At 72.9% G+C, this 16,366-nt stretch carries 16 protein-coding genes and 1 pseudogene; 13 read left to right on the top strand and 4 right to left on the bottom strand.

The annotated features are described in order from the left end of the window. The first annotated feature begins 82 nt into the window (after nt 1-82). The 5 genes from AB0J21_RS07370 to AB0J21_RS07350 all read left to right on the top strand — a co-directional run bounded on the left by AB0J21_RS07370 (nt 83) and on the right by AB0J21_RS07350 (nt 5,281). Nucleotides 83-883 carry a sugar phosphate isomerase/epimerase family protein gene (locus AB0J21_RS07370; RefSeq protein ID WP_363144874.1) on the top strand — a complete coding sequence of 267 codons (801 nt, stop codon included), beginning with the start codon at nt 83-85 and terminating at the stop codon, nt 881-883. Further along, complete coding sequence (locus tag AB0J21_RS07365; protein WP_363144873.1) at nt 880-2,319, top strand: trehalase family glycosidase; 1,440 nt, start codon at nt 880-882, stop codon at nt 2,317-2,319. Before AB0J21_RS07370 ends, AB0J21_RS07365 begins: the two co-directional genes overlap by 4 nt. After that, complete coding sequence (locus tag AB0J21_RS07360; RefSeq protein ID WP_363144872.1) at nt 2,316-4,262, top strand: glycogen debranching N-terminal domain-containing protein; 1,947 nt, start codon at nt 2,316-2,318, stop codon at nt 4,260-4,262. The genes AB0J21_RS07365 and AB0J21_RS07360 overlap by 4 nt, the downstream gene beginning before the upstream one ends. 173 nt (nt 4,263-4,435) lie before the next feature. Next, nucleotides 4,436-4,915 carry a hypothetical protein gene (locus AB0J21_RS07355; RefSeq protein WP_363144871.1) on the top strand — a complete coding sequence of 160 codons (480 nt, stop codon included), beginning with the start codon at nt 4,436-4,438 and terminating at the stop codon, nt 4,913-4,915. Between the two features lie 15 nt (nt 4,916-4,930). After that, entirely contained in the window at nt 4,931-5,281 is a 351-nt protein-coding gene (locus tag AB0J21_RS07350) for a hypothetical protein (protein ID WP_363144870.1), read from the top strand. A gap of 48 nt (nt 5,282-5,329) precedes the next feature. Here the strand turns inward: AB0J21_RS07350 and AB0J21_RS07345 are convergent, their stop codons facing one another. Next, nucleotides 5,330-5,764 carry a VOC family protein gene (locus tag AB0J21_RS07345; protein WP_363144869.1) on the bottom strand — a complete coding sequence of 145 codons (435 nt, stop codon included), beginning with the start codon at nt 5,762-5,764 and terminating at the stop codon, nt 5,330-5,332. A 151-nt stretch (nt 5,765-5,915) separates the two neighbouring features. Here AB0J21_RS07345 and AB0J21_RS07340 point away from each other — a divergent pair. Next, nucleotides 5,916-6,368: pseudogene (locus tag AB0J21_RS07340) on the top strand (CU044_5270 family protein); the annotation flags it as partial. Nucleotides 6,369-6,531: 163 nt separating this feature from the next. Here the strand turns inward: AB0J21_RS07340 and AB0J21_RS07335 are convergent. Further along, nucleotides 6,532-7,071: a GNAT family N-acetyltransferase gene (locus AB0J21_RS07335; RefSeq protein ID WP_363144868.1), complete on the bottom strand. Its 540-nt coding sequence runs from the start codon at nt 7,069-7,071 to the stop codon at nt 6,532-6,534. A 220-nt stretch (nt 7,072-7,291) separates the two neighbouring features. Between AB0J21_RS07335 and AB0J21_RS07330 the strand changes: the two genes are divergently transcribed. Next, on the top strand, nt 7,292-8,059 hold the full coding sequence (locus AB0J21_RS07330; protein ID WP_363144867.1) for an alpha/beta hydrolase: 768 nt from the start codon (nt 7,292-7,294) through the stop codon (nt 8,057-8,059). Nucleotides 8,060-8,198: 139 nt separating this feature from the next. Here the strand turns inward: AB0J21_RS07330 and AB0J21_RS07325 are convergent, their stop codons facing one another. Then, nucleotides 8,199-8,939: a GntR family transcriptional regulator gene (locus AB0J21_RS07325; protein WP_363144866.1), complete on the bottom strand. Its 741-nt coding sequence runs from the start codon at nt 8,937-8,939 to the stop codon at nt 8,199-8,201. Between the two features lie 153 nt (nt 8,940-9,092). On the opposite strand from AB0J21_RS07325, the gene AB0J21_RS07320 reads away from it, so the two are divergent. The 6 genes from AB0J21_RS07320 to AB0J21_RS07295 are packed head-to-tail and all read left to right on the top strand — an operon-like array spanning nt 9,093 to nt 15,355. Continuing rightward, the gene (locus AB0J21_RS07320) at nt 9,093-9,911 is read left to right on the top strand and encodes a 6-phosphogluconolactonase (protein WP_363144865.1); all 819 of its coding nucleotides are present in this window, start codon (nt 9,093-9,095) and stop codon (nt 9,909-9,911) included. Further along, complete coding sequence (locus AB0J21_RS07315; protein WP_363144864.1) at nt 9,896-11,215, top strand: extracellular solute-binding protein; 1,320 nt, start codon at nt 9,896-9,898, stop codon at nt 11,213-11,215. Before AB0J21_RS07320 ends, AB0J21_RS07315 begins: the two co-directional genes overlap by 16 nt. Further along, nucleotides 11,212-12,189, top strand: a complete 978-nt coding sequence (locus tag AB0J21_RS07310; protein ID WP_363144863.1) for a sugar ABC transporter permease — start codon at nt 11,212-11,214, stop codon at nt 12,187-12,189. Before AB0J21_RS07315 ends, AB0J21_RS07310 begins: the two co-directional genes overlap by 4 nt. 1 nt (nt 12,190) lies before the next feature. Next, nucleotides 12,191-13,099, top strand: coding sequence for a carbohydrate ABC transporter permease (locus AB0J21_RS07305; RefSeq protein WP_363144862.1), 909 nt, complete (start codon nt 12,191-12,193; stop codon nt 13,097-13,099). Between the two features lie 2 nt (nt 13,100-13,101). Further along, complete coding sequence (locus AB0J21_RS07300; protein ID WP_363144861.1) at nt 13,102-14,373, top strand: 6-phospho-beta-glucosidase; 1,272 nt, start codon at nt 13,102-13,104, stop codon at nt 14,371-14,373. Between the two features lies 1 nt (nt 14,374). Further along, entirely contained in the window at nt 14,375-15,355 is a 981-nt protein-coding gene (locus tag AB0J21_RS07295) for a BadF/BadG/BcrA/BcrD ATPase family protein (RefSeq protein ID WP_363144860.1), read from the top strand. Nucleotides 15,356-15,474: 119 nt separating this feature from the next. Here AB0J21_RS07295 and AB0J21_RS07290 read toward each other — a convergent pair whose 3' ends face one another. Beyond that, nucleotides 15,475-16,329: a hypothetical protein gene (locus tag AB0J21_RS07290; protein WP_363144859.1), complete on the bottom strand. Its 855-nt coding sequence runs from the start codon at nt 16,327-16,329 to the stop codon at nt 15,475-15,477. Nucleotides 16,330-16,366: the final 37 nt, after the last annotated feature.

Here is a 16,366-nt window from a genome sequence, read left to right as displayed (position 1 = left end):
AACCCCCGGCGACCGCCCGCCCCTCCGTACCGCTCCCCGCGTATCCGCCGCGCCGCCCGCCCGGCGCTGAAAGGCCCCCGTCATGATGAAGACCGCCTGCCAGGAACAACTGCTCCCCGGTGACACGCTCCAGGAGAAATGGGCTTTCGCGCAGGAGGCCGGTTTCGACGCCGTCGAACTGCGCTCCAAGGGCGACTTCCACTTCCAGGGCCGGCTGCCCGAGCTGAAGCAGGCGCTCGCGGACGGCGTCGTGATGCCGACGGTGTGCGTGGAGATGCTGCACTTCTTCGCCGCCTTCGACGAGGAGCTGCGCCGGGACGCCCTGGAGCAGATGAAGTCGCAGCTCAGCGTCGCCGCCGAGATCGGCGCGCTGGGCGTCCAGACTCCGGCCTCGTACGGCATGTTCTCGCGCCGGCTGCCCCCGTTCGAGCCGCCGCGCTCCGAGGGGCAGGACCGCGAGGTGCTGCTGAGCGGTCTCGCCGAACTCGGCGAGCACGCGCGCAAGGAGGGCGTGACCCTCTACCTGGAGCCGCTGAACCGGTACGAGGACCACATGGTGAACCGGCTGGAGCAGGCCGCGGAACTCATCGGCGCGGTGGGCCTCGACTCGGTGCGCATCGGCATCGACAGCTACCACATGAACATCGAGGAGGCCGATCCGGCGGCCTCGATCCTGGCCTTCGCGCCGTTCATCGGCCACGCGCAGGTCAGCGACTCCAACCGGTTCCAGCCGGGCGCCGGCCACCTGGACTGGCCGGCCTGGCTGGGCGCGCTGCACACCATCGGCTTCGACGGCTACCTCGCCGCCGAGTGCCGGCTGACCGGCGACCCGGTCGACGCGGTCCGCTCGATCCCCGGTTTCCTGCGGAGGTCCGGGGCGTGAGCACGCTACTCGAATCTCCCGTGCCCACCGCCGCCGCGGACCTGACCCTGCGGCGCGGTGCGGCACGGGTTCTGCTCGCCAACTGGCGCGGCGGCTCGACCATTCCCTCGCGCGGCCTGTACCCGCACCAGTGGAGCTGGGACTCGGCGTTCATCGCGATCGGCCTGCGGCACCTGTCGGTCCGCCGGGCGCAGCGGGAGCTGGAGACGCTGCTCGCCGCCCAGTGGGCGGACGGCCGCGTCCCGCACATCGTGTTCAACCCGGCGGTGCCGCTGGACGCGTACTTCCCGAGCCCCGACTTCTGGCGCTCCTCGCGCGCGGGGGCGGGGGCCGGTGCCCCGGCGGCGATCGAGACCTCCGGCATCGTGCAGCCGCCGGTGCACGCGCTGGCCGCGTGGCTCGTGCACACGGCGGACCCGGAGACCTCGCGCAGGCGGGGCTTCCTGGAGCGGCTGCGGCCCCGGCTGGCCGCGTGGCACGACTACCTGACCGGGCCCCGGGATCTCGGCGGCGGCGGTCTGACCGCGATGGTCCACCCCTGGGAGCCGGGGATGGACAACAGCCCTGCCTGGGACGGCCCGTTGGCCCGTGTGGAGCCGGTCGCCCCGGGCTCCTACCGGCGCGCGGACCTCGATCACGGCCAGTCGGCGGAACGTCCCACCGACCTCGACTACGGGCGGTACGTGCGCCTCGCGGCGGACTACCGCGACCGCGGTTACCGCGACGCGGGCCACCGGGAGGCGGCGCCGTCGGCCTTCGCGGTCGAGGACCCGTGCGTCAACGCGCTCCTGATCGCCTCCGAGCACGCGCTCGCCCGCATCACGGCCCAGACGGGCGGCGATCCGGCCCCGCACGAGGAGCGGGCGGCGCGCCTGACCCAGGCGCTGGTGCGGCGACTGTGGTCCGAGGAGCACGGCATGTTCCTCAACCGCGACCTGGTGGACGACCGGCTCGTCCCCGAGCGCAGCGCGGCCGGTCTCGTGCCCCTGATCGTGCCGGGCCTGCCCGCCCCGGTCGTCGAGTCGCTGCTGTCCACCGCGAAGGGCGAGGGTTTCCGGCTCGGCGAACTGCCCATGGCCGCCTCGTACGACCTGCGCGGACACGCCTTCGACGCCTCGCGGTACTGGCGCGGCCCGGCCTGGTTCAACATCAACTGGCTGCTGGAACGCGGACTGCGCGTCCAGGGCGCACGCCAGGAGGCGGACGGCCTGCGGGACGCGATGCTGGACGTCGCGGGCGCGTGCGGGTTCGCCGAGTACGTCGATCCGTACACCGCCGAGGCGCGCGGCACCCGGGACTTCGGGTGGACGGCGGCCCTGGCCCTGGACCTGCTCGCCGCCCGCCGGGCGGCCGCCACGCCCGCGCCCCGGGCGGCGGAACGAGACAGCACGCCGACCGACTCCGGTGTGCGGGAGAGGACTTCGGTGCACCTGTGACCGTCACCGCCGACACCACGCTGGTCCACGCCGGTACCTTCGCCGTCCTCGGCCCGGACGGCGGGCTGACGGGCCGCCGGGGCAGCACCCCGGACGGCCTGTTCCGCCGCGACGCGCGTCACCTCAGCCGCTGGGAGCTGACGGTGGACGGCGCCACGCCGCTCGTCCTCGTCCCGCTGCGCGAGGACGCGGGCGCGGCCACCTGCGTACTGACCCCGCCCGGAACCCGTGACGAGCCGCCCGCCTACACCGTGTTCCGCGAACTCGTCCTCGCTTCGGGCGTGTTGGTGGAGCGGCTGCGGCTGGTGAGCAACCTGCCGCAGCCGGGGCTCGCCCGCCTCGAACTGCTCGCCGACGCCGATTTCGCCGACCAGTTCGAACTGCGCTCGGACCACCGGGTGTACGCGAAGGAGGACGCCCGCCGTTCGGCGGCCCCCACCGCCTCCGGCGTCCGCTTCGCCTACGACCGTGCCGGGACCTGGCACGCGGAGACGGTGGTCACGGCGTCCCCCTCGCCTTCCGCCGTCGAACCGGTGGGCGACACGGCGCACCGGCTCGTCTGGGACCTGGAACTCCCCGCGCACGGCGGCGCGGAGGTCCTGCTGCGCGCCGAGGCACGTCCGCACGGCGCGCCCGCCCCCTCCCCCGTCACCGGTCCCTCGGAGGCGGCGGCGCTCGCCCACGCGGACACGACGGCCTTCGTCGAGCAGGCGTCGCTCGCGATCCCACGGGACGCTCCGGCCGGTCTGGCCGCCGCGTGCCACCAAGGGCTCACCGACCTCGCGGGCCTGCGGGTGCCGGCCACGGGACCGGACGGCGAGGAGCTGCGGGTGCCGGCGGCCGGAGTGCCGTGGTTCCTCACGCTGTTCGGCCGGGACTCACTGCTGACCTCGCTGTTCACCCTGCCGTACCGCCCGGCCCCGGCCGCCGCGACGCTGCGCGCGCTGGCCGCGACGCAGGGCACGGTGTACGACGCGGAGCGCGGGGAGCAGCCCGGACGCGTCGTGCACGAGATCCGGCACGGTGAACTCGCGTACTTCCGGCAGGTCCCGTACGGCCGTTACTACGGTTCGATCGACGCGACGCCGCTGTTCCTCGTCCTGCTCGGCACGTACACGGACACCACGGGCGACACCTCGCTCGCGGCCGCGCTGGAGCCGCAGGCGCGCGCGGCCGTGGAGTGGATGTTCCGGGACGGCGGCCTCGGCGAGGGCGGCTATCTCGTGTACCGCCCGGACCCGAAGGGCCTGGTGAACCAGAACTGGAAGGACTCCGAGGGCGCGATCTGCTTCCGCGACGGCACGCAGGCCAAGGGCCCGATCGCGGTGGCCGAGGCGCAGGGCTACGCGTACGACGCCCTGGTCCGCACGGCCCGCCTGGCGCGCGACACCTGGTCGGACCCGGCGTACGCGGACCGGCTCGACCGGGAGGCGGCGGCGCTGCGGGAGCGGCTGGGCCGGGACTTCTGGATGGCCGACGAGGACTTCCCGGCCCTCGCGCTGGACGGCGCGGGCCGCCAGGTGGACGCCCTCGCCTCGGACGCGGGGCACCTGCTGTGGTCGGGCGTCCTGGACGAGCCGCGCGCCCGCCGGGTCGGCCGGCGCCTGCTGGAGGAGGACTTCTTCTCCGGCTGGGCGATCCGCACCCTGGCCTCGGGCCAGCCCTGCTACCACCCGCTGTCGTACCACCGGGGCAGCGCCTGGCCGCACGACAACGCGGTCATCGCCCTGGGCCTGGCCCGCTACGGCCTGACCGAGGAGGTACGCGCCCTGACGACGGGCCTCACCGAGGCGGCGACCCACCACGCGGGCCGCCTCCCGGAGGTCCTCGCGGGCTACGGCCGCGCGGAGCACTCCCGCCCGGTCCCCTACCCGCACTCCTGCTCCCCGCAGGCGTGGGCGGCGGCAACTCCGCTGGCGCTGCTGACCAGTTGGCGCTCCTGACCGAGGTGCACTCCCGCCGGCCGGTGGGGAAGTGGACGCGACGCGGCCCCTGCCCGGCGGCAGGGGCCGTCTCTCACCCCTTCGGATGAAGAGTCCTCGTCACCCTTGCGCCCTCGGTACCGCTGCCGCCTTGATGGGTGTCACACGCAAGGACCAGCAAGGGGTTGATCGTGATGACGGAACGACACCGCGCCAAGCGCCTCGTCCACGTGCTGACCGGGGTGCTCCTCGCGGGTTCCGGCACCGTCGCGGCCGCCTCCCCCGAGGTGTCCGCGTCGGCGTCCGCGTCCGCTCCCAGCATCGACGCGATCTGCCGGAGCCACGGGCAGACGTACACCGTCCGCGAGTACTTCCGTGGCCCGGCCCGCTACACCCTCCGGTGCGGGACGAAGACGTGGGGGTGGAAACACATCAAGCTCCGGCACGGGTGGAACGCCACCATGGACAAGAAGATCGGCGCGGCGATCTACTCGGGCCGGGCGAACGGGCGGGGCGGCTTCTCCACGTATACCGCCCAGTGCCCTTCGGTCGAGAAGTTCCGGACCATCCTCGGTACGCCGGCCGCCCGCAACGACCTGCTGACCGCCTACCCGGTGACCACCGCAGCGAGCGGGGCGGGCGGGACGGGCGGCGGCGTCGACTCGAAGTGCTGAAGGGTGCCTTCCCCGATGGCCCCTCGATCACCGGCTGAAGCGGCCCTCGCCGCGTCCTTCACCACGGGGAGCGGGGACCAGTCGGTCGGGTACCGGGTCAACGACCTGGCAACGGACTACCACGCCGACCGCACCGTCACCCTGAGATACACGGTGACCGTCGTCCCCGCTCGTGGCACTGCCGAGAACTGGGAGTTCACCCTGCACTGGGACGACAAGGCCTTCGCCGACCTCTTCGACTCCCCCAGCCCCTCCCCGGACCGTCTCTCCCTCCTCCTGGACCTGGTGCACTCCGCGTTCGACGAGTGGTGGTTCACCAAGGACGGTGACCGGCGCGCCGGGAAGATGGGGCGCAGGCTGCCCTGAGAGAAGGCCCCCGGGGGCGGAGCGTTCGGAGGACACCGGGGCGCAGGCTCAGTCGAGGCAGAACTCGTTGCCCTCGATGTCCTGCATCACCTGGCAGGACTCGTTCTCCTCGTCGGCGAGCAGGAGTTGCCCGCGTACCGCGCCGAGCGAGACCAGCCGTGCGCATTCGGCCTCCAGCGCGGCCAGGCGCTCCTCGCCCTTGAGCCCGGTCCCGACGCGTACGTCGAGGTGCACCCGGTTCTTGACGACCTTGCCCTCGGGTACGCGCTGGAAGTACAGGCGCGGGCCCGCGCCGGTGGGGTCGGAGGCCACGAATCCCGCGTCCCGCTTCTCGGGCGGGAGGGTGAGGTTGTACGCGTCCCAGCTCGCGAACCCCTCCGGCGGAGGCGGGGCGACGTATCCCAGCACCTCGCACCAGAAGCGGGCGACGCGCTCCGGTTCCGCGCAGTCGAAGGTGACTTGGACCTGCCTGATCACTGACATCGGCGCACCATAGCAAGAGGCACCAGGGTCGAGCCCTCCCTTTTCCGAGGAGGCCGGGACGGGCGCGGAAACGGCCTGGTCGGGCCGGGGTGACGGCTGCCTTCCCGTCAACGCCGAACTCGGCGACGACGACGGCACTCCCGCCGGGCCGTACCGCCCCACCTACAACTGGCTCGCGACACTGCCCACCGACCCGGACCGGCTCCTGGCCTACCTGTACGCCCACGTCAGGAAGGAGCCCGGCCAGGAGACCGACCAGATCGTCTTCGAACAGGTCGGTTCCTGGCTCGGCGGACTCGTCCCGCCGAAGACGGCCGCGGCCCTCTACCGCGCGGCGGCGAAGATCCCCGGCGTCAGGGAAGTACCGGAGGCCAAGGACGCGATCGGCCGCAGCGGCCTCGGCATCGCCCGCGAGGACACCCAGTACGGCAACCGCACCGAGTGGGTCTTCGACAAGGACGACTACTCCTTCCTCGGCTCCCGCAACTACCTGACGCGGGACACCCCGTACGGAAAGTCCGGGACCCTCCTGTCCAGCAGCGCGGAGATCGAGCACGCCGTCGTCGACAAGGCGGGTCAGACGCCGGGCGCGGCACGCTCGTAGACCAGCGTGCCGTCGCCTTCGCCGGCCGCGTACGACAGCCACGTCGGCGGGCCTCATCTGTGGCCCGCCGACGATCCGTGGAGCCGTCGCGCAACCGGCGCCCCGGCGACGCCAGAAGCGGGCCCGTACCGCCCCGGTCGCCGGTCCGGTGGGCCGAAGTACCTCAGGCGGACGGCGTCACCGGAGGCCGCAGGCCGAGCCACTGCTCGGCGTCCCAGGCGTGGAACCGCTCCACCTCGGTGAACCCCAGCTTCGCCGCGAGGCGCATCGAGCCGAGGTTGGCGGTCTGGGTGGTGAGCACCACGGGCTCGCCGGGAAGGACGCCGTCGAACCAGTCGAGGGCCGCCGCGCACGCCTCGGCGGCGTATCCGAGTCCCCACACGCGCGGCAGGAACAGGTAGCCGAGATCGGCCTTCCCGGCGGCAGCCGGGCGACTGTGCTCCGGTGCGCGCCGCAGCAGGATGTGGCCGATCATCGCCCCGTCGAGATCCACGACGAGACTCCCGGGCCACCGCTCGGGCGTCCCGGGCAGCTCGTGCTCAAGCGCGTCACGCGAGCGGGGGCCGCCGAGGTAGGTGTGCACCTCCGGAGACGCCAGCAACTCGACGAAGGCCGTACGGTCCCGGGCCTCGGACTCACGCAGGACGAGCCTCCCGGTCCTGATCGGCGCAGGCGGCCAGGCGACGGCTCCCAGATCTGACATGCGCGCAGGCTAACAGCGCGCAGGAGCCCCGGGAGAAAGGGACTGGAGGCACCAGGAACCGGCTGGTAGTTTGCGGTCGACCGTGACTTCGCCCGAGGAGGTGAGACCCATGAACGCTGTATCGACGTGGGTGCTCCCCCTTTCCCGTCACGGCCGGCGACTGACGTAGGTGTCGCCGGGAGCGCCTCGACACCAGGGCACTCCCGAAAGGCAACACCTCATGCATCGTGTGCAGTTCACCGCCGAGTCCTCCTCCGACGGCATGGTCGAGCGCGACTTCACCGTGGGCGGCGTCCCCGGCGTCCTCTGGTCACCGGTGTCCGGCCCGGCCGGTCCCGCGCCCCTGGTCCTGATGGGCCACGGCGGCGGCACCCACAAGAAGCACCGGGCGATGACGGGCCGCGCCCGTCTCCTCGTGACCGGCTGCGGCTTCCACGTCGCCGTCATCGACGCGCCCGGTCACGGCGACCGGCCACGTACGGCGCAGGACGAGCGGGAGATCACCGAACTGCGCGAGGCGCAGGCGGCGGGCGAGCCGCGAGGCCCGGTCGTCGTCCGCTACAACGCCCGCCTCGCGGAACTCGCCGTGCCCGAGTGGCGGGCGACCCTGGACGCCCTCCAGGAACTCCCGGAGATCGGCGCCGAGGGGCCGGTGGGCTACGTCGGCATCGGCCTGGGCACCGCGCTCGGCGTGCCCCTGGTGGCGGACGAGCCCAGGATCACGGCCGCAGTCTTCGGCATGATGTGGCCCGACGCGCTGACCGGGGCGGCGAAGCGGATCACCGTCCCGGTCGAGCTCGCCCTGCAGTGGGACGACGAGCACATCCCGCGCGAGGCCGTCCTCGCCCTGTTCGACGCCTTCGCCTCCAAGGAGAAGTCGTTGCACGTGAACTCGGGCAAGCACAGGGAACTGCCCAGGTTCGAGGCCGACAGCGCGACCCGGTTCCTCGCCCGGCACCTCGGCCGGCCGGTCACCTCACCGGCCTGAGGACGAGCGGCGGCGGCGTCCGGTTCACGTACCGGGCGCCGCTGACCGCCGTCCGCCGAGCCGGGCGGTCGTCACGGGACCGGTTCCCGTGACGACCGCCCACGGCCGTCGAACACGCACCGCCACCCACCCGCTCGTGTCAGCCGCGCCGGAACAAGGTCGCCTGGAACCGGTAGGAGTCCCCGCGGTACGTGGACCTGCCGAGGATCAGGGGACGGCCGGACGCGTCCGCGCAGGACTCGGTGCCGATCAGCACGGGGCAGCCCTCCGCCACTTCCAGATACCCCGCCGTCCGCGCGTCGGCCCCGCCCGCCTGCACGCTGAAGTCGCTGCGGTAGGGCCGGACGCCGAGAGCGGCCAGTTCGGCGTAGAGCGAGCGGTCCCGCAGCTCGCGGTCGGCCAGGCCCGGGATCCTGGACAGGGAGATGACCTGCCGTTCCAGGCAGACCGGCGTCTGTCCGAGCGAGCGGACCCGCTCCAGGTCGAGGACCGCCGAGGCGGGCGGTACCTTCAGCTGTTCGGCCTCGTCCAGGGTCGCCGGCCGCGCCTGCCGGCCGAGCACCCGGGTCCGCGCCTCAAGGCCGCGGCGCCGGGCCATCTCCGTGAAGCTGATCAGCGTGTGGGGCGGTTCCCCCAGCGGGGCCGACACGACGTGCCAGCCGGACTGCGGGGCCGGGAGGATCAGCCCGTCCTGGGCGAGCTGCGCCAGCGCTTGGCGCAAGGTGCCCCGGCTGATGCCCAGTTCGGCGGCGAGGACGCGTTCGGCGGGAAGCCGGCCGGCGGCGGAGAAGTGCCCGGCCCCGATGCGTGAGCGCAGCGTCCCGCAGGCGGCCCGGGCGGTCGCTCCGAGCGAGGGAGGAGAGGAAGCGGATTCCGTCACGTCTGCCTGCCTACTAGACCAATAAGAGGAGTTGGTACACCCAGTGGACCAACCGTAGACCAATTCGGACCAGTCGCTTAACGTAGCGCCACGTTTTTCTTTCGGGAGACCCGGGGCGCCGCCCCGTCCCGGTCACGCTCAGGAGGTCGACAAGTGCCGGCGGACATCTGGATTCATCCGGGCACCACCGAGGTGGGCACCGCCGTGGCGGACCGGGTCTCCCACCACCTCGCGGCGGCCGCCGGACGGGGTGAGCGCTGCGTCCTGGGCTGGCCGGCCGGGCGCACCCCGCTGCCGGTGCTCGACGCGCTGGCCGAGCGGGCGCGGGAGGGCCGGCTCGACCTCTCCCACGCCGCCTTCGCGATGATGGACGAGTACGTCCTGGACGACGGCGCGGGATGGCGGGCCGTGTCGTCCGAGGCGCACTACAGCTGTCTGGGCTTCGCCCGCCGGGAGATAGCCGACCGGCTCAACGCGGCCCTTCCCCCGGGGCGGAGGCTTCCCGCCGACGCCGTGTGGGCGGCCGATCCGGCCGATCCGCAGGGCTACGAGGAGCGGCTCGCCGAGGGGGCCGGGGTGGCGTTCTTCCTCGTGGCCCTGGGCGCAGGTGACGGGCATGTCGCCTTCAACCCCCCGGGCACCGCGCTCGACAGCCGTACCCGGGTCGTGGCCCTCGCCGAGACCACCCGGCGCGACAACCTCGCCACCTTCCCCGGTTTCCGGGCCCTCGACGAGGTTCCGGCGCACGGTGTCAGCGTCGGCCTCGGGACCATCCTCCGTGCCGGTGAACTCGCCGTCGTCGCACACGGCGAGGGCAAGCGCGAGGCCGTGCGCCGTACCCTCTCCGGTCCGCGCACCTTCACTCCGGACTGGCCCGCCGGCTTCGTCCACACCCATCCTCGCCACGCCTTCCACCTCGACCGCGCCGCGGCCGGCGACCTGGCTCCGGAGTCCGCATGCGCCGCCTCCTGATCCTCGTCACCGCCCTCGCCCTCACGCTGACCGGCTGCGGCGGGCTCGCGGAGGTGTCCCAGAAGGGCGGGACCGCCGACCGCACCCCGGTGACCATCGAGCTGTGGAGCTTCTTCACCGGCCGTGAGAAGGGCGTCGTCGACCGGGCCGTGGCGGGCTTCCACCGGAAGTACCCGTGGATCACCGTCAAGCACGTGGGCGGCCAGAACGACGACACCATGATCCAGGCGGTGCGCGCGGCCGACCCGCCCGACATCGAACTGGGCCAGGTCACCGAGGCGGTGCCCAGCTACTGCTCCAGCGGCGCCTGGCAGGACCTCGGTCCGTACCTCCGGCGCGACCACGTCGACACCGGGCAGTTCCCCGCCGCGACCGCCGGATACACCACGGGCGGCGGCAAACGCTGCGCCATGCCGATGCTCGCGGACACCTACGGCCTGTACTACAACAAGGCGCTGCTCGCCAAGGCCGGGTTCACCCACCCGCCCCGGACCTGGGAGGAGCTGACGCGGATGGCCGAGCGGCTGACCGTGCGCAACCCGGACGGGTCCATCAAGGTCGCCGGGTTCGTGCCCTTCCTCGACTTCTACGAGAACAACGCCCAGACGGTGACCGCCGGCTGGAACCTCGACTGGTACGCCCCCGACGGCACTTCGGCGCTGGCCCACGACCCGCACTGGCGGCAGATGCTGCACTGGCAGAGGAAGCTGATCGACTTCTACGGCTACCGCGACCTTCAGCGGTTCGTCACCGGCGTCGGCAAGGAGTTCTCCAGCCAGAACGCCTTCGACACGGGCAGGCTGGCCATCTCGGTGGACGGTGAGTGGCGCTCCTCGTTCATCGCCGCCGAACACTCCGGCCTGGACTACGGGACGGCGCCCCTGCCGAACACCGAGCCCGCGCACTACGGTTCCGGCTACCTCGCGGGCACCACGGTCGGCATCCCCAAGGGGGCCCACCACCCGCAGGCCGCCTGGCTGCTCGCCCACTACCTCGCGACGGACACCTCCGCGCAGGTGTCCATGGCGCGCGGACTCCACAACGTACCGACCACCAAGGCCGCCCTGGCCAGCCCGAGGGTCCACGACGACCCCGCCTTCGACACCTTCCTGGACATCGCCGCGAACCCGCGCTCCGTGTCGGTCCCGGGCACGCCCGCCGCCACGGCCCCGAAGGAGGCGGTCACCGGGTTCATCCAGAAATGGCAGTCCGGGGCCGTCCCCGACCTGGCCGCGGGACTGCGCGGCGCGGCACGTCAGGTGGACGGACAGATCCACCAGGCCAAGGAGGGGACCGCCCCGTGACCACTGCGCCGTACGTTCCGCGACGGGCGGACCGCAGCGTCCCGACCCTGGGCCGTGCCCGGCGTCGGCGACGCCTCACCGTCCTGGCCTTCCTCAGCCCCGGCCTCGTCGGTCTCGCCGTCTTCTTCGTCTATCCGCTCGTCGCCAACGTCTACTACTCGCTCTGCCACTTCGACCTCATCAACCCGCCCCGGTTCATCGGCCTCGCGAACTACCGGTACATGGTCGACAAGGACGACCAGATCGGCACGGCGGTCCTCAACACCCTGTGGTACACGGTCGTCAGCGTCCCCATCCAGCTGCTGTTCGCCCTCGGGGTCGCCCTGCTGATCTCCCGGGTCAAGCGCGGGGCCGGCGTCTACCGGACCCTCTTCTACCTGCCGACGCTGCTGCCGCCGGTCGCCGCCACGCTGGCCTTCGCGTTCGTGCTGAGCCCGGGCAGCGGCCCCATGAACGCGGTCCTGGGGTGGCTGCACCTTCCGCAGCCCCTGTGGTTCAACGACCCGCACTGGTCCAAGCCGTCCCTCGTCCTGCTCTCCCTGTGGGGCGTCGGCAACACCATGATCGTCATGCTGGCGGGCATCCTGGACGTGCCCGTCAGCCTGTACGAGGCGGCCCGGCTGGACGGCGCCGGCGCCTGGCGGCAGTTCCGGTCCGTCACGCTGCCGAGCATCTCCCCCGTCCTGCTCTTCGCGGTCGTCACCGGCGCGATCCAGAGCCTCCAGCTCTTCAGCCAGCCCTACGTCGCCTCGACCGTGGTCGACAACGGGTCGGGGCTGACCGCGAGCAGTCTCGGCTACCCGCAGAACTCCACGCTCACCTACACGATCTGGCTCTACCAACAGGGGTTCCGGTACTTCAACATGGGCTACGCCTCGGCACTCTCGGTGGTGCTCTTCCTCGGCACCCTCGCCGTCACACTGGTGATCCTGCGCTCGACCCGCACCCTGGTGCACGCCGAGACGGAGGGCTGACATGACGGTCCTCGACAACCGCCGGGCGAAGTCCGCGCCCCCCGCACGGCCGGAGCGGGCCGGGCACCGGCCGGGACGGCGGCCACGCGGCGGCCGGTTCCTGGAGGCGGTCGCCCGGCACAGCATCCTGATCGCCCTGCTGCTCGTCTTCCTCGGGCCGCTGGTCTTCGTCGGCCTCACCGCGCTGATGACCGACCGGCAGGCACTCACCCAGAACCTGTGGCCGCACCCCTTCCACTGGTCCAACTTCGCGGACGTCTTCCACACGCTGCCGCTCGTGCGCTACTTCCTCAACACCCTGCTCGTGGCGGGCGGGTTCACGATCTGCGCGATCGTCTCCAGCGTCCCGGTCGCCTACGCCCTCGCGCGCTTCCGCTTCCGGGGACGCACCACTCTGTTCATCGCCTTCGTCGCGGCGATGATGCTGCCGCCCCAGGTGACCGTGATCCCGCTGTACGTCCTGTACGCGCACCTGCACTGGACGGGCACCCCGCTGCCGCTCATCGTCCCGGCACTCTTCGGCGACGCCTTCAGCATCTTCCTGCTGCGCCAGTTCTTCGTCACCGTGCCGCAGGACTACCTCGACGCGGCACGCGTCGACGGGGCCGGGGAACTGCGGGTCCTGTGGACCGCCTTCCTCCCCATGGTCCGCCCCGCCATCGCCGCCTGCGGGTTGTTCTCGTTCTTCTACTGCTGGAACGACTTCTTCAACCCGATGCTGTACGTCGGCGACCGGCCCGACTGGTGGACCCTGTCCATCGCCCTGTCCCAGTTCCGCACCGTCCACCAGGTGCAGTGGAACCTCGCCATGGCCGCCACCCTGCTCTTCGTGCTGCCGGTGGTCGCCGTCTTCTTCTTCGCCCAGCGGGCGTTCGTCCGCGGCATCGCACTGACCGGAGTGAAGGGCTGACCATGAAGGTAGCTGTCATCGGAGCAGGATCGACGTACACACCGGAGCTGGTCTCGGGCCTCGCCCGGCACCGTCTCCGCATGCCCATCGACGAACTGGTCCTCATGGACCCGGACGGGCCCCGCCTCGACGTCGTCGGCGGACTGGCCGGGCGGATGCTCGCCGCGCAGGGCCTGCCGACGAAACTGCGCCTGACCACGGACCGTTCCGACGCCATCGACGGAGCGGACGCCGTCCTCATCCAGCTCCGCATCGGCGGGCAGGCCGCCCGGCTGAAGGACGAGACCTTCCCGCTCGAATGCGGGTGCATAGGCCAGGAGACGACGGGCGCCGGCGGGGCCGCCAAGGCGCTGCGCACCGTGCCCGTGGTGCTGGACATCGCCGAAGAGGTGCGCCGCAGGGCGGCCCCGGGCGCCTGGATCATCGACTTCACCAACCCGGTCGGCATCGTCACGCGCGCCCTGCTCGACGCCGGGCACCGGGCCATCGGCCTGTGCAACTTCGCGATCGGCGTGCAGCGCTGGGCCGCCGGGCTGCTCGGGGCCGCCCCGGAGCGGGTCGCCGTGGACCCGGTCGGCCTCAACCACTTCTCCTGGGTACGCCGGGTACTGCTCGACGGTCGCGACGTCCTGCCCCGGATGCTCGCCGAGCGGATGCCCGACATCGTCGACCGCTACGAGTTCCCCGCGGACCTGGTCGCCGATCTCGGGGCCATCCCCTCGTACTACCTGCGGTACTACTACTTCCACGACGAGACGGTGGCCGGGCTGCGCACCACGCGGCCCCGCGCAGAAGTGGTCGCCGAGGTCGAACGCACCCTCCTGGACATGTACGCCGATCCCGCCCTGGCCGAGCGCCCCGCGCTGCTCGAAAAGCGCGGCGGCGCCTACTACAGCGAGGCGGCGGCGGCCCTGCTGGCCTCACTCGTCTCCGACGCGGGCGAGACCCACGTGGTCAACGTCCGCAACAACGGCACCGTCCCCGGTCTCGCGGACGAGGACATCATCGAGGTCCCCTGCCGCATCGACGCCTCCGGCGCCACCCCGCTGCCCCAGCCACACGTCCCCGAGGAACTGCTCGGCCCCGTCCAGCACGTCACCGCGTACGAGCGGCTGATCGCCCGGGCCGCCGTCACCGGCGAGGAGCGGACCCTGCGCAACGCGCTGCTGGCCCATCCCCTCATCGGCCAGTACCCCCTGGTCTCGCAACTGGTGCCGCGCCTGCTGGAGACCAGCGCGCCGTACCTGCCGCAGTTCGGCAGGGGGCAGGGCTGAGATGTCCGCACTGCTGCTCGCCGCCGACGTCGGCAACTCCAAGACGCACCTCGCCGTCGCGGACACCACGGGCCGGGTCCTGGGCCTCGCCACCGGGCCCGGCGGCTCCCCCCAGACCCTCGGGGTGAGGGCCGCCCACGACCAACTGCGTTCCCTGGCCAAGGAGATCACCGGCCGGGACTCCGGGTACGAGGGGGCGGTCCTCGCCGTGGCGGGCGTCGACTTCCCCGAGGAGGAGGCGGCGCTCGCCGAGGAGGCGGACGCCCACGGGCTGGCCCGTCATCTCACCGTCTGCAACGACACCTTCGCCCTGCTGCGCACCGGAGGCCGTGGCGACGGGATCGCCGTCGTCGCCGGTGCGGGCATCAACTGCTGCGGCCGGTACGGGGAGCGCACCGCCCGTTTCCACTCGCTGGGGCGGCTCACCGGCGACTGGGGCGGCGGCATCGACCTCGGCGAGGAGGCGTTGGGAACGGCCTGCCGCGCCGAGGACGGTCGCGGCGCCCCGACCTCTTTGGCACGTTCCCTGCCCGCCCACTTCGGCCTGACCCGGCCCCTGGAGCTCGCCGAGGCGGTGCACCGGGGCGAGGTGTCGCACACCCGGCTGGTGCAGCTCGCGCCACTGGTCCTGGCCGCGGCCGACGAGGGCGACGCCGTGGCCCGCACGCTGGTGGACCGGATGGCCGCCGAGGTCGTCGCCTTCGTCACGGCCACGACCGAGCGGCTCGGCTGCGATCTGGACTCCGTACCGCTGGTCCTGGGCGGCGGCCTGCTGCGGGCACGGTGCGCCCGGCTCCGCACCGGAATCTGGGAGGCCCTGCACGCGGCGCACTCCGATCCGCGCATCGTCGTGCCCGACACCCCGCCCGTCGTGGGGGCCCTGGCCCTCGCCCTGGACGAGGCGTCAGCGCGTACGCCGGGGGCCGCGCGCGAGGTGCCACTGGAGCCGCTGGCCGCTCAGGTCGCCGACCTGCTGGGCTGACGGGGCCGCCCCCCGTCAGGGGGCACGTCCCCGGGACGTGCCCCGGCCGCCGCGTGCCCGTGTCACGAACACGCGCGAGGTACGAACACGCGCGAGGTACCTCGTCTCCCTCTGTCTCCCTACGCGAGGGCGGCGGTCAGCTCGACGGGGACGCGGTGCCCCGTTCTGCGCAGGGCCTCGCCGGCCGTCTCCAGGAGCCATACGGCCGCGTCGGCGGTCCACTCGCGGACCCGGCAGCGGTACGCGGCCACGGGCCGGGCCGGTTCCAGGTACGGCCGGTAGCGCACGCCGCCACCGGCCGCGGAGGTGGCGGGCGGGGCGCCGGGCGCGACGGTGACGGCCTCGCCCAGGAGTGTCTGCCACACGGCCCCGACCTCTGCGGCCGTCCCGCCGGATCGCCAGGCGGGCGGTGTCGTCTCCTCACCGGATACGGCGACGGCGCACCGCACGGTCACGGTGGGCGCCGGGGCGGCCAGGGAGAACCAGTCGCGCATGTCCTCCCAGTCGCCGTCCGCCTCGCCCGCCGTGACGTGGAGCGGCAGGTGGGCGCGCAGGGCGGCGAGCCGGAAGTCCCCGGCGCGGTGCAGGGCGTCCGAGGCGGTGCGGGTCATCGGCAGCAGCGGAAGCCGGGCGGACGCGATCCGTCGCGGCAGGTCGGCCCTCATCCACAGGAGTTCCCGCGCCGGGCCCGTCTCGTCCTCGCCCACCGTCCAGTCGGCGCCGCCCTGATCGCACAGGAACCAGCGGTCCGGCACCGGATGGGCGCTCCTGCCGCCACGCATCCGCAGCCCTGCGGGGGCGTACCAGTCATAGGCCTCGGCCCGCGACAGCGCGAGGTTCACCAGCCGCTCCCGCAGTTCCTCGCCGCCGTCGTCGGCGCCGCCCTCGCCGCCGGTCCAGGGGTACGGCCGCAACCGGCCGTAAAGGCCCACGGTCATCCCGCAGTCGACCGCGTCATCCGCGTCCTGCGCCATCTCGTACCTCGCACTTCGGTTCGCGCGTCCTGGGGTG

Source organism: Streptomyces sp. NPDC049954 (assembly GCF_040656295.1).
GTDB lineage: Bacteria > Actinomycetota > Actinomycetes > Streptomycetales > Streptomycetaceae > Streptomyces.
Note: the sequence above shows the minus strand (reverse complement) of the source record. Positions and strands in the feature narration are given on the sequence as shown.

Coding starts and splice junctions, on each gene's coding strand:
- AB0J21_RS07300 (WP_363144861.1), top strand. CDS start 13,102: ATGAAGGTAGCTGTCATCGGAGCAGGATCGACGTACACACCGGAGCTG.
- AB0J21_RS07370 (WP_363144874.1), top strand. CDS start 83: ATGATGAAGACCGCCTGCCAGGAACAACTGCTCCCCGGTGACACGCTC.
- AB0J21_RS07330 (WP_363144867.1), top strand. CDS start 7,292: ATGCATCGTGTGCAGTTCACCGCCGAGTCCTCCTCCGACGGCATGGTC.
- AB0J21_RS07315 (WP_363144864.1), top strand. CDS start 9,896: ATGCGCCGCCTCCTGATCCTCGTCACCGCCCTCGCCCTCACGCTGACC.
- AB0J21_RS07355 (WP_363144871.1), top strand. CDS start 4,436: ATGACGGAACGACACCGCGCCAAGCGCCTCGTCCACGTGCTGACCGGG.
- AB0J21_RS07350 (WP_363144870.1), top strand. CDS start 4,931: ATGGCCCCTCGATCACCGGCTGAAGCGGCCCTCGCCGCGTCCTTCACC.
- AB0J21_RS07305 (WP_363144862.1), top strand. CDS start 12,191: ATGACGGTCCTCGACAACCGCCGGGCGAAGTCCGCGCCCCCCGCACGG.
- AB0J21_RS07295 (WP_363144860.1), top strand. CDS start 14,375: ATGTCCGCACTGCTGCTCGCCGCCGACGTCGGCAACTCCAAGACGCAC.
- AB0J21_RS07335 (WP_363144868.1), bottom strand. CDS start 7,071: ATGTCAGATCTGGGAGCCGTCGCCTGGCCGCCTGCGCCGATCAGGACC.
- AB0J21_RS07290 (WP_363144859.1), bottom strand. CDS start 16,329: ATGGCGCAGGACGCGGATGACGCGGTCGACTGCGGGATGACCGTGGGC.
- AB0J21_RS07345 (WP_363144869.1), bottom strand. CDS start 5,764: ATGTCAGTGATCAGGCAGGTCCAAGTCACCTTCGACTGCGCGGAACCG.